Raw genomic sequence first — 12,408 nt, 5'->3', positions numbered from 1 at the left:
GGGGCTGCTCAGCGCCGCGGGAACCCGCGCACCGTCCCCGTGAGGGCGGGCTCGAGCCGGTCGAGCAGTGCTGCTTCGCGCCCGAGGGCGACGCCCTCGCGCTCTCGCCGGAGGGCCGACACGGCCGCCAGCAACGACTCCGGGTCCGTCGCGGGCAGGGGCGAGACGAACGGCGAGAGCTCGGCGGCGAGGGCGTCGGCGATGCGCCGACGGCTGTCGGGGCGGAGGGCCGGAGCCTGCTGCAGGTACGACGAGACGCGACGGGCCAGGGGATCGGGGAGGCGCGCCACGTCCGCCACGGCGGCCCAGCCCAGCAGGTGCGGCGGCACCTGGACCACGACCCGTCCCATGCGGGGCGCCCGCTCGTTGCGGCTGTAGGTGCCGGCCATCAGGTCGCCGAGGCGGCGCGACGACCGGTTGAGGAGGGCGACCACCACGGCCAGTCCGCCTGTCGTCATCACGATCTCGAGCATGCCGACGAGCGACCGGGTGAGCGCGTGCCGGAGGCCGATCGCGCCTCCGTCGGTCCGGACGATCCTGGCACCCGTCGCCAGCTTGCCGAGTGACCGCCCGTGCGACGCCGTCTCGACCACGGTCGGCAGGCCGATGAGGCAGACGACGATCGACGCGACCATGAGGGCCTGCGCCGTCGCGTCGTCCACGGCGCCGCGGTCGTTGAGCGAGACGACCAGCAGCACGAGGCCCACGAGCACGACGACGTACGTGAGGTAGTCGATCAGCGCACCCGCGACGCGGAGGACGAAGCCGGTCGGACGCCGGTCGAGGCCGACCGCCTCGCCCGTGACGAGCTGGTCGTCGGCACCGTCGAAGAAGTCGACCTGGTCGGCACGCAGGGTCGGCGTCGAGGTCGACCGCGAGGCGCGCCTCCCGCGTGGGCCGTGCTCGCGGCGCCGCCTCGGCCGGGACGTCGGCGGCTGGTGCGTCGTCGGGTCGGACATGCCTAGTATCTAAGCAGAATGGATCTCGACGCCTACGCCGCCGCCCACGGTCACGAGTGGACCGAACTCGAGGCCCTGGCGCGCCGTCGACGCCTCACCGGCCCGGAGGCCGACGAGCTGATCCGGCTGTACCAGTCGGGGGCTGCCGAGCTGTCGGCGCTGCAGACGGCCGCGGGCCCGTCCGTCGTCGCCGACAGGCTGTCGCTGACCCTGTCGCGTGCGCGGCTCCGGTTCACCGGGGCGGGGCGGAACCTCGCCTCGCAGGTGCCGGCCTTCTTCGTCGCCCAGCTGCCTGCCGCCCTCTGGCGGGTGCGCTGGGCGTCGATCGCGGTGCTGCTCGTCACGGTGGTCGTGGCGACGTCGTTCGCAGTCTGGGCGGCCGGGTCTCCCGCGGTGCTCGCGTCGTTCGGCTCGGAGGAGTTCCGTCGCCAGTTCGCGACCGAGGACTTCGTGGACTACTACTCGGAGAGCGCGCCCTCGTCGTTCACCGGCCAGGTCTGGACGAACAACGCGTTCATCGCCGCCCAGTGCGTCGCGTTCGGCATCACCGGCGTCTGGGTGCCCTACGTCGTGCTGAGCAACGCCATGAACGTGGGCATCTCGGCGGGCCTGATGGCCGAGCAGGGGCGCCTCGAGTACTTCTTCCTGTACATCCTCCCGCACGGCCAGCTCGAGCTGTACAGCATCTTCGTCGCGGGAGGCGCCGGGCTGATGATCTTCTGGTCGTGGGTCGCCCCCGGCGCCCGTACCCGCGGGCAGGCGCTCGCCCAGGACGGCCGCGCGCTCATCACCGTCGCCGTGGGGCTCATGCTGGCCCTGCTCGTGTCGGGCGTGATCGAGGGCTTCGTCACGCGCCAGGACTGGCCGTGGCCGATCAAGATCGGCATCGGCACCGTAGCGCTGGCAGGGTTCCTCGCGTACCAGTGGGTGCTCGGCGGACGCGCGCACCGCGCCGGCCAGACCGGCGACCTCGACGAGTTCGAGGCCGGGGCGACCGAGCTCGTCGCGGGCTGAGCGCGAGCGGAGGCCGCTGTGCCGGCTGAGCGCGAGCGAAGGCCGCTGTGCCGGCTGGCCGTGACGGCCCGGGCCTGGAGCCCGCCAGGTCACCAGAACTCAGGAACGCGGGCGCGCCTGGTCCTGAATCGTGCACAGATCAGACCCCGCAGCCCCCCGTCGCGCGGATCAGGACAGAAGTTCCTGAATGAGGAGGGGGGCGCGGGTCAGAGGCGGCCGGCGGCCTTGTAGGCGAGGTACCGGTCGGCGAGCGCGGGCGGGAGGTCGGCGGGCGAGCCGGAGACGACGTCGGCTCCCACCTGGCCGAGGGCGGCGGCGACGCGGGCGACGTCGAGCCGGGCACGCTCGGCGGACGCGGCGCGATAGACCTCGTCGCGGTTCGTCCTCCTCGCGGCGGCCACGGCGAGGTCGGGGTCGGTGACCGACGCCACGACGACGAGGTGGCGCCGGCTCAGCTGCGGCACGGCGGCGAGCAGGCTTCGCGCCGCGCCGGGGGAGTCGACGGGCGTGACGAGCACGACGAGCGAGCGCTGGGTGGTCACCGAGCGCACGAGGGCAGGCACGGTCGACCAGTCGGTCTCGACGAGTTCCGGCTCGATCGGGGCCATCGTCTCGACCATGGTCGACAGGAGGGCGGCACCGGTCGCGCCCTGCACGCGTCCCCGCACGCGGCGGTCGACGACGACGAGGTCGACGTGGTCGCCCGCGCGCGACGCGAGCGCGCCGAGCAGCAGGGCGGACTCGAACGCGGTGTCGAGCCGCGGCTCGTCGTCGATGCGGGCAGCCGAGGTACGGCCGCTGTCGACGACGATCACGACGCGTCGGTCGCGCTCGGGCCGCCAGGTGCGGACGACCAGGTCGCTGCGCCGGGCCGTCGCCCTCCAGTCGATCGAGCGCACGTCGTCGCCGCGGACGTACTCGCGGAGGCTGTCGAACTCGGTGCCCTGGCCGCGGATCATGACGCTGGTGCGCCCGTCGAGCTCGCGGAGGCGGGCGAGACGGGAGGGCAGGTGGCGGCGGGACGAGAAGCGGGGCAGCACGCGGACGGCGCCGGGGACGGCGTGCCCGGCCTGGCGGCCCGCGAGGCGCAGCGGTCCGATCGACCGGACCGTCACCTCCTCGGCTCGCCGTTCGCCCCGACGGAACGGGGTGAGCGTCGTGGTGGCGCGCCAGGCGCGACCCGGCCGGACGACGAGCGCACGGCGCGTCACCGCGGCGCCGGCCGACGGCTGCCAGGCGTCGCGGACGACGCCCCGGAGGGTGCGGCGGCCCTCGTTGACCACGACGAGCTCCGCCGAGGTCGTCTCGCCGAGGCGCACGGGGCCGGGCAGCTCGCGACGGATGCGCAGGAGGCGCGGCGAGGCGGCCAGCGCGACGTCCAGCGCCCCGAGGGCGAGCACGAGCGCGAGCCAGCCCACGAGCGCCCAGGCGCTCCCCGTCGCGACGATCGGCACGACGCCGAGCGCGACGAGCGCGACGAACCATCCGGTGACGGCCATGATCAGATCGGGACTCGCACCTGCTGCAGCACCGAGCGCAGCACGGCGTCGGCGTCGACGCCCTCGAGCTCCGCCTCCGGGCGCAGCTGCAGGCGGTGGCGCAGCACGGGCAGGGCCATCGCCTGGACGTGGTCGGGCGTGATCCGGTCGAACCCGGTCAGCCAGGCCCAGGCCTTGCTCGCCGACAGCAGGGCGGTGGAGCCGCGGGGGCTGACGCCGATCTTGACGGACGCGCTCTCGCGGGTGGCACGAGCCAGGTCGACGACGTACGCGAGCACGTCGGGCGAGGCGCCGACCAGGCCGACCTCGGCCTGCGCCCGCGCGAGCTCGGCCGGCCCGAGCACGGGGGTGACGCCGGCGGCGCGCAGGTCGCGCGGCGAGAAGCCCGCGGCGTGGCGGGTGAGCACCTCGACCTCGGCGTCGCGGGGCGGCAGGTCGAGGGTCAGCTTCATGAGGAACCGGTCGAGCTGCGCCTCGGGCAGCGTGTAGGTGCCCTCGTACTCGACCGGGTTCATCGTCGCGGCGACGAGGAACGGCTGGGGGAGCGGACGCGAGACGCCGTCGACGGACACCTGCCGCTCCTCCATGGCCTCGAGCAGCGCCGACTGCGTCTTGGGGGGCGTCCGGTTGATCTCGTCGGCCAACAGGATGTTGGTGAAGACGGGACCGGGTCGGAACTCGAACTCGCCGGCCTTGGCGTCGTAGACGAGCGAGCCGGTGATGTCGCCGGGCATGAGGTCGGGCGTGAACTGCACCCGGTTCGTCTCGAGCGAGGTGGCGTGGCTGAGGGCGCGGACGAGCAGCGTCTTGGCGACGCCGGGGACACCCTCGAGCAGGGCGTGGCCCTGGGCGAGCAGGGTGACGATCAGGCCGGTGACGGCGCCGTCCTGGGCGACGACGGCCTTGCCGACCTCGGTGCGCACGCGGGCGAAGGTCTGCTGGAGTTCGGTGGTCATGCGGCGGTTCTCCCGGTGGTGGTCGCAGGGCGAGGGGCGGTGGAGGCGGTCGAGGGCCAGGCCGGCCCGGGGCAGGCCGGCCCGGGTCGGTCCGACGAGGGGCCGGCCGGCAGACGAGGAGGCGCGGCGCCGGTCACGAGGGAGCCGCCGCCCTGGCCGTCGCCCGTTCGAGGTCGAGCAGGCTGTCGCTGAGGCGGACGAGCTCCGCGTCGTCGGCAGGGTCGGCGTCGACGAGCACGTGCCGGAGCCCGCCGGGATCTGCGCCGACCAGGCCGGCGACCCGGTCGATCACCTCGTCCACCGACGACGTGGACGAGAGGCCCGTCAGACGGGCGAGGCGGCCGAGCGTCCCGATGCGCAGCTGGTCGAGGGCGTGCCGACGCTGGCCGGAGCGCTCGTACAGGCGAGCTCGCCCCTCCGTCGTCTCGGACGCGCGGACGACGACGGGCATGCGCTCGACGACGAGGGGACCGAGCCGGCGGCCCCGCCAGACCATCGCGGCGACCGCGGTCGCGGTGAGCAGGAGCAGCACGGGCGTGACCCAGCTCGGCGTGAGCGTCGCGAGGGTGCCGGCGCCCTCGGGCACGTCCTCGACGCCGGGGAGGTACCAGACGAGCTGGTCGGACCGTCCGAGCAGGGCGAGGGCGTAGGCGGCGTCGTCCGCGCCCGCCGTGGCGACGGTGCCGTTCGTCAGGGCGGTCGTCGTGCCGACGACCGTGACGCGGCGGTCGCCGTCGGCGAGCACGACGAGCCCGGAGCCGTCGGTGTCCGGATCGCGGACGCAGGTCGTCACGTCGACGCCCGCGCCGGGATCGACGCCTGCGGCGGAGTAGGCGAGGCCGGCGGCGTGGACTCGCTCGACCTGTGACAGCTCGGGCACGTCGCAGCCCAGGTCACGGACCCCGTCGGCGACCTCGGCGACCGCGGAGACGCCGGGGGCGACCGCGTCCAGCGCCGTGGCGCCCGGGGCGAGGAGGACGAGCGAGCTCGCGGCGTCGCCGAGCTCGCTCCACTGGTCGGCGACGAGGTACGAGCCCGCGTCGTCGACGACCACGGTGGTGTCCGGACGCGCAGCGGCCTGTCGCGCCTGGTCGAGCGACGACACGACGCGGACGGACACGCCCTCGTCGCGGAGGACCTCGACGAGCGCCTTCGTCCCGGCCGGCGCGGGGTTCTCGGGGCCGAGGGCCCGGCCGCCCGTCGCGTCCGAGCCGCTGAGCAGCACGGCCGCGACGGCACCCAGCAGCGCGAGGACGGCCAGCGCGACCCAGGGCCGTGCCCGACGCGCGGAGGCGCGCACCGTCGGCGTCGTCGCCGTCACGAGGCGGCCACGGGGGCGAGTCGCTCGAGCTCGAGGTCGAGCGTGCTGATCTCGCGCCAGGCGGCCTCGGAGCCGGGCCGGTCGAGGTAGCGCACACCGTCGAAGCTGTCGGCGGCCGAGGCCAGGCGGTCGGCGAGGCCGGGGAACACCTGCCCTGCCCGGGCGCCGACCGCGCGGGCGGTCGTGCCGGGAGTCGTCGAGAGGACGTCGCGCTCGACGAGGCCGCGCGCCAGTGCACGGAACGACTCGGTGACGGCGAGCACGAGGTCGCCCGCGGCCGCTGCCTCGGTCGCGGCCCGGCGGAGGCGGTCGGCGTCGCGGTCGTCGCCCGCGCCGAAGAGCTCCGGTCCGCGCGTCGAGCGCCGGTTCAGCCGGGGGACCCCGTAGACCGCGAGCACCACCAGGAGGACGACGACCACGACGACGAGCAGCACCACGAGGGCCGCGGCGGGTGCGCCCTCGACCCCGCCGAAGCGGATGCCGTTCAGCCAGTTCCAGAAGGCGTCGGCGGCACGGTCGAGCCAGGTGGGCTGCGCCGCGACGTAGTCACGACCCGTGAGCTCGCGCAGCAGCAGCCGGCGCGCCTCGTCGGGGTCGGGGTCGAGAGGGGCGGCGGCCAGCACGGTCGTCGGCGGCGTCACTGCAGAGGTGCCCCGCCCTGGCCGTCGGGGCGGTGCTGCTCGGGGCGGTGCTGCTCGGGCAGCTGCGGCGCGGGCTGCTGCTGCTGCTGCGGCTGCGGCTGCTGCGCAGGGGAGCGCCACGGGTCGGGCAGGTCGACCTGGCCGCGGCCGCGGGCCTCGACGTGGCGCACCAGCTCGAGGTCGAGCCCCTCGGTCCGCATCCGACGGTCGACGTAGACGAGGCCGACGGAGGCGGCCTGGACGACGGAGCCGATGGCCGTCACGACGGCGCTGACGGCGATGGTGAGGACGTACGCGACGGCCGCGACCGCGATCGCGCTGCCGTCGACGTCGCCGGTGGGCGAGATGAGGCTGCCGAACACGCCGAACAGCAGCGAGAACGGCGCCGTCACGACCTGCGTCGCGATCTGGATCATCACGAAGACGAGCGCGACGACGCCGAAGGTGCGCCAGAACGAGCTGCGGACGAGCGACCACGACCGAGCGACGGCCGCGCGCAGGGGCATGCGCTCGAGCATGAGGGCGCTCGGCACGAGGCTCAGCTTGACGGTGAGCCAGACGCCGAGCACCACCAGGCCGAGGCCGAGGAGCACGCCCACCCCGATGCCGACGCCGATGCTCGGACCCGTGCCGACGACGACGCCGATCGCCACGACGCCGACGACGAGGCCGGCGGCGACCAGGTAGGCGAGCGTGAGCAGGGCCGACCAGCCCGTCAGCGCGCCGATCCGCCCGCGGGCCAGCGTCCAGAGGCCGCCCAGCCGGAGGCGCTCGCCGAGCAGCTGACGGGAGGTCTCGAGCACGAAGAGCCCCTGCAGCAGGGCGCTGACGACCACCGTGAGCAGCACGGGGACGAGCGTCGCGAGCACGACCGTGGCGACGGCCCCCGCCGCCACCGCGTCGCGGTCCTCGGGCAGGGCCGACTCGACGCGGGAGAACGCGAAGAAGGCGCTGCCCCCGGCGGCGCCGACGGTCACGACGAGCAGCACGACCTGCGCGAGCAGGGCGGTGCCGAAGGTGGTGCGCGGGTTGCGCCGGAACACCTGGAACGACGCGGAGAGGATCTCGCCGAACGTGAAGGGACGGAGGGGGAGCAGACCGGGACGAGGAGGCGGCGTCCAGGCACCGGGACCGAACTGCGGCTGCGGCGCGGCCTGCAGTCCGTACGCGGGCGGCTGCTGTCCGTAGGCGGGCGGCTGCTGTCCCGGGCCGGCGCCCGGAGCCGACGGAGGAGCGGGAGGCGCCGACGGGACCCGCTCGCCCCAGCGCGGTGCGTCCTGCGCCCCGGGGGCCGCCCAGTCGTTCGGATCGGTCATGGCTTCCCCCGGTGGTCCGCGCTCGAGGTCGTCCTCGCTCGTGCGCCCATGTTTCCACAGGCGCGGCGGGCGTGCCAGCCGACCTGCGCCTCCTTCGCCGCCGATCCGCGCCTCCTGCACTAATCTGGGTCGACGTGCCGCGACCCGAGCGGCCCAGCCGAAGACGGAGACCATGACCCCGCGCATCCTGGTGGTGGACGACGACCCCGCGCTCGCCGAGATGATCGGCATCGTGCTCCGGGCCGACGAGTTCGAGCCGCACTTCTGCGCCGACGGCGACGGGGCGCTCGCCGCGTTCCGCGACGCCTCTCCCGACCTGGTGCTGCTCGACCTGATGCTGCCGGGCAAGGACGGCCTCGAGGTGTGCCGGGCGATCCGGGCCGAGAGCGGCGTGCCGATCATCATGCTGACGGCGAAGGGCGACACGGTCGACGTGGTCCGCGGGCTCGAGAGCGGCGCCGACGACTACGTCGTCAAGCCCTTCAACCCGAAAGAGCTCGTGGCGCGGATCAGGACGCGGCTGCGTCCGCCGACCGAGCCCACCAACGACGTGCTCACGGTCGGCGACCTGCGACTGGACGTGGCGGCGCACGAGGTGCGTCGCGGCGACGCGGTCATCGCCCTGACGCCCCTCGAGTTCGAGCTGTTGCTGGCCCTCGCGTCCAAGCCGCAGCAGGTCTTCACCCGCGAGATGCTCCTGGAGCAGGTCTGGGGCTACCACTACAAGGCCGACACGCGACTGGTCAACGTCCACGTGCAGCGGCTTCGGGCGAAGGTCGAGCACGACCCGGACGCGCCGCGCATCGTCACGACCGTCCGCGGCGTCGGCTACCGCGCCGGCGGCGGGGCCTAGCAGCCCGTCGTGGCCGGACAGGGCGGGGGCGCGGGCTGGCGGGGCTCCGTCGTCGGTGCGCTCGGCCCCGGGGCCTGGTGGCGACGCCGGGGCGCCTGGCGGGACGTCGGCCCCCACCTGCTCTCGGCGTGGCGCCGGTCGCTCGAGTTCCGCACGGTCGCCCTCACCGTCGTGCTCGCCGGGGCCGGCGCGTCGATCATCGCCACGTCCATCTCGGTCAGCATCAGCGCGAACCTGTACGACCAGCGCCGGGACCAGGTGCAGTCCGAGTCCCAGCGCGCGACGATCCTCGCCCAGTCGATCTTCGACTCGGCGACGGCCACGGAGGACGCCGACCAGGTCGAGCTCGACTCCCTGCAGAACGAGGCCCAGAGCACCATCCTCGGCTCGACGTCGAGCCCGGGCGGCACGAGCATCGCGATCCTGAGGACGCCGGGGCAGTCGACCGCGCAGACCGTGCAGGACATCGCGAGCCCCGACTTCCCCGGAGCCGAGCTCACGCCCGAGCTCCGCGAGCGCGTGGCCTCCGACACCGGTGCGCTCTCGATGCAGCCGGTGGCCCTGCCCCGGGCCGACGGAGGGTCCGTGCCCGGCATCGTCGTCGGCAGCACCCTCCAGGTCCCGACGGCCGGCCAGTACGAGCTCTACCTCGTCTACGACCTCAGCGACGCCGCGACGACGCTGGCGCTGATGCAGCGCACCCTCGCCCTCGGCTCGCTCGCGCTCGTCGTCCTGATCGGCGTCATCACGTACGTCGTCGCCCGGACGGTCGTCCGCCCCGTGCGCGTCGCGGCCGAGACGAGCCAGGCCATCGCGGCGGGCGACCTCGACCAGCGCATCCCCGAGAAGGGCCAGGACGTCGTCGCCACCCTGGGGCGCTCGTTCAACGGCATGGCGGACGGGATGCAGCGGCAGATCTCGCAGCTGGCCGAGCTGTCGCGGGTGCAGCAGCGCTTCGTCAGCGACGTGTCGCACGAGCTGCGCACGCCGCTCACGACGATCCGCCTCGCCGGCGACGTGCTCTACGACCAGCGCGGGTCGTTCACCCCGTCGGCCGCGCGCACGGCCGAGCTGCTGCACACGCAGGTCGACCGCTTCGAGCTGCTGCTGGCCGACCTGCTCGAGATCTCGCGCTTCGACGCGGGCGCGGTCGAGCTCGACCTCGAGAGCACCACCGTCGTCGCGCTCGTCGAGGACGGCGTGGCCGAGTTCGAGCCGCTCGCCGCCGAGGCCGGCAGCGTCGTCACCATCGACGCGCGGGGCGGGTACCTCGAGGCCGAGGTCGATCCGCGGCGGCTGCGCCGCATCCTGCGCAACCTGCTCGGCAACGCGATCGAGCACGGCGAGGGCAGGCCGATCGAGGTCGAGGTCGACAGCGACGCCGAGTCCGTCGCCGTCGCCGTGCGCGACCACGGGATCGGGATGCGCCAGCGCGACGTCGAGCGGGTGTTCGACCGGTTCTGGCGCGCCGACCCGTCCCGTCGTCGGACCATCGGCGGCACCGGCCTCGGGCTCGCCATCAGCCTCGAGGACGCCGTCCTGCACGGCGGGCGCCTCGAGGTGTGGTCGCGGCTGGGCGAGGGCAGCCGGTTCGTCGTGACGCTGCCCCGCGTGGCGGGCGCGGCCACCACCTCCTCGCCCCTGGCCGTCGTGCCGCGCGACGCGGACGACCTGGCCGACCACGGCTCGGAGCCCTGGGCAGGTGCCCTGCCCGAGGCGACGGCGACCCGACCGGCCCCGGACGGCCACGAGGAGGTGCGCCGTGCGAGGGCGTGACCGCCTGCGTGCCCTCGTGGCCGGCGTCGTCCTCGTGGCGACGGTGCTCGCGGGCTGCGCCTCCATCCCCGACAGCGGCCCGGTGCAGGAGGGCGACCCGATCACCGCCGACGTGCCGAGCGACGTCGTGTACACCCCGAAGGGCCCCGTGGCCGACAGCTCGCAGGAGCGCATCCTCCGGGACTTCATCTCGGCGGGCACGGGCCCGCAGGACAACTACGCGGTCGCGCGCGAGTACCTCTCGGCCGGCTTCGCCGACGCCTGGGACGCGCGCGCGAGCGTCACCGTCCGGCCCGGCGGCGGCGCCACGACGCGCGTCGGGGACGACGAGCTCGAGTACGCCTTCACGGCGACGGCCACCCTCGACGGCGGCGGCCACTACGTCCCCGCCACCACCTCCGTGCCCACCAGCCTCGGCTACTCGTTCGTCCAGGAGGACGGCCAGTGGCGGATCAGCGACGCCCCGGACGGCACGGTGCTGAACCCCGCCACGTTCCAGTCCATCTTCCGGGCGCACGCGGTCTACTTCTACGACCCCTCGTTCCGGTACCTCGTGCCCGACCAGCGGTGGTTCCTCGCCCGGTCGTCGACGAGCACGCGCATCGCCTCGGCGCTCCTCGACGGGCCCTCGACCTGGTTGCAGGGCGCCGTGGTCTCCGCGTTCCCCGAGGGCACGCAGCTCTCGCTCACCGCGATCACCGTCGACGACGGCACGGCCAGGGTCGACCTCACGAGCGACGCCCTCTCCGCCTCGGACACCGCCCGCGCACGCATGCAGGCCCAGCTGCTGGCGAGCTTCTCGACGCTCTCGACGATCACGGCGGTCGACCTGAGCGTCGAGTCGACCGTCCTCGACGTGCCCGACCTGGGCGGGGCGGCGCCCCTGCGCGACCCCACGGTCGACGCGCGGCCCCTGGTGGTCGCCGACGGGGTGCTCGGGTTCGCCTCCCGGTCGTCGGTCAGCCCCCTCCCCGGGCTCGGCCCCGTCGTCGGCGCCCTGGCCCCGACCTCGGCCGAGGCGTCGGCGGACCTGTCCGTCGTCGTCGTGGGGACGGACCGCGGCGCCCTGCGCGTCGGAGCGGACGGCTCGAGCCTGCTCGTCGACGGACGCGCGGGGCTCGCCCCGCCGACCCTCGACGACGCCGGCTGGGTCTGGTCGGTGCCGGTCGACGACGCCCGGGCCGTCACGGCCACCGGCGCGGACGGGGTGCCCCACGCCGTCACGTCCACGCTGCCCGCCGGGTCGGCGGTCGTCGCGTTCCGGGTGTCGCGGGACGGGGCCAGGGCGCTCGTGCTGCTCGACGACCAGGGCGAGTCCCGCCTCCTCGTCGTCGCCCTGTTGCGTGACTCCCGCGGCGTGCCGACGGCGTTCGGCCCGCCGGTCGAGCTGGCGGCGCCGACGGGCCGCCCCGTCGACGCGACGTGGGCCGACCAGCTGACGGTCGCCTCCCTGACCGACACGGGAGAGGGCTCGCTCGTCTCGCTCGCCGAGGTGGGCGGGGCGTCGGCGGGGTCGGGGCAGCCGTCGGGCAGCGCCACGACCATCGTCGGCGGGAACGGCGCGTCCAGCCTGCGCGTGCTGACGGCGGAGGGCTCCGTGCTCGAGCCCCGGGGGAGCAGCTGGCAGGACACGGGCGTCGTGGCGGACCTGCTCGCGACCCAGCGCTGAGCGGCCGGTCGGGCGCGTCGTCCCTCCCCGGGGCCGGTCGTCGCGACGTCGTCCCCATCCGCGGCCGGTCCGGCAGGGGGCGGCCTCGCGACGCGGCCAGGCTGGAGAGGTGCCGCTCGTCCTCCGTCCCGCCCTCGCGTCGGCCCTCCGGGGCGCCCTGGCCGTGGTGTCGCCGGTCAGCTGCGCCGGCTGCGGCGCCCCCGACCTCGAGGTCTGCGGCAGCTGCCGCATCCTCCTGCGTCCCCGGCCCGTCGAGGCGGTGCACGCCGGCCTCCGCGTCGTCACGGCGCTCCGGTACGAGTTCGAGGTCCGCGAGGCCGTCCTGGCCTACAAGCAACGCGGCCGGCTGAGGCTCGCGGCCGAGCTCGGCCCGGCCCTGCGCGCCGCGGTGGACGTCGCCCTGC

10 protein-coding genes and 1 pseudogene are annotated in these 12,408 nt (G+C 75.1%); 5 read left to right on the top strand and 6 right to left on the bottom strand.

Annotated elements, in window-relative coordinates:
• Positions 1–8: 8 nt before the first annotated feature.
• Complete coding sequence (locus RWM17_RS07535; RefSeq protein WP_314102422.1) at positions 9–959, bottom strand: RDD family protein; 951 nt, start codon at positions 957–959, stop codon at positions 9–11.
• Between the two features lie 18 nt (positions 960–977).
• Between RWM17_RS07535 and RWM17_RS07530 the strand changes: the two genes are divergently transcribed.
• Positions 978–1,973: a stage II sporulation protein M gene (locus RWM17_RS07530; protein ID WP_314102420.1), complete on the top strand. Its 996-nt coding sequence runs from the start codon at positions 978–980 to the stop codon at positions 1,971–1,973.
• Between the two features lie 206 nt (positions 1,974–2,179).
• Here RWM17_RS07530 and RWM17_RS07525 read toward each other — a convergent pair whose 3' ends face one another.
• From RWM17_RS07525 to RWM17_RS07505, 5 genes are all read right to left on the bottom strand, one after another.
• Positions 2,180–3,472 carry a DUF58 domain-containing protein gene (locus tag RWM17_RS07525; protein WP_314102418.1) on the bottom strand — a complete coding sequence of 431 codons (1,293 nt, stop codon included), beginning with the start codon at positions 3,470–3,472 and terminating at the stop codon, positions 2,180–2,182.
• A 2-nt stretch (positions 3,473–3,474) separates the two neighbouring features.
• On the bottom strand, positions 3,475–4,428 hold the full coding sequence (locus RWM17_RS07520; protein WP_314102416.1) for a MoxR family ATPase: 954 nt from the start codon (positions 4,426–4,428) through the stop codon (positions 3,475–3,477).
• Positions 4,429–4,561: 133 nt separating this feature from the next.
• Positions 4,562–5,728 (bottom strand): DUF4350 domain-containing protein, encoded by a 1,167-nt coding sequence (locus RWM17_RS07515; RefSeq protein WP_314102414.1) that lies wholly within the window; start codon positions 5,726–5,728, stop codon positions 4,562–4,564.
• Between the two features lie 17 nt (positions 5,729–5,745).
• Positions 5,746–6,390 (bottom strand): DUF4129 domain-containing protein, encoded by a 645-nt coding sequence (locus tag RWM17_RS07510; protein ID WP_314102413.1) that lies wholly within the window; start codon positions 6,388–6,390, stop codon positions 5,746–5,748.
• Entirely contained in the window at positions 6,387–7,706 is a 1,320-nt protein-coding gene (locus RWM17_RS07505; protein WP_314102411.1) for a hypothetical protein, read from the bottom strand. Before RWM17_RS07505 ends, RWM17_RS07510 begins: the two co-directional genes overlap by 4 nt.
• A 172-nt stretch (positions 7,707–7,878) precedes the next feature.
• Here RWM17_RS07505 and mtrA point away from each other — a divergent pair, with 172 nt between their 5' ends.
• From mtrA to RWM17_RS07485, 4 genes and pseudogenes are all read left to right on the top strand, one after another.
• Entirely contained in the window at positions 7,879–8,559 is a 681-nt protein-coding gene (gene mtrA / locus RWM17_RS07500; RefSeq protein WP_123546504.1) for an MtrAB system response regulator MtrA, read from the top strand.
• Between the two features lie 9 nt (positions 8,560–8,568).
• Positions 8,569–10,335: an MtrAB system histidine kinase MtrB gene (gene mtrB / locus RWM17_RS07495; protein WP_314102409.1), complete on the top strand. Its 1,767-nt coding sequence runs from the start codon at positions 8,569–8,571 to the stop codon at positions 10,333–10,335.
• On the top strand, positions 10,322–12,004 hold the full coding sequence (locus RWM17_RS07490; protein ID WP_314102407.1) for an LpqB family beta-propeller domain-containing protein: 1,683 nt from the start codon (positions 10,322–10,324) through the stop codon (positions 12,002–12,004). The genes mtrB and RWM17_RS07490 overlap by 14 nt, the downstream gene beginning before the upstream one ends.
• Before the next feature lie 109 nt (positions 12,005–12,113).
• A pseudogene (locus tag RWM17_RS07485) lies at positions 12,114–12,408 on the top strand (ComF family protein); the annotation flags it as partial.

This window comes from uncultured Frigoribacterium sp., assembly GCF_963515265.1.
In the GTDB taxonomy this organism is placed as follows: Bacteria; Actinomycetota; Actinomycetes; order Actinomycetales; family Microbacteriaceae; genus Frigoribacterium.
Note: the sequence above shows the minus strand (reverse complement) of the source record. Positions and strands in the feature narration are given on the sequence as shown.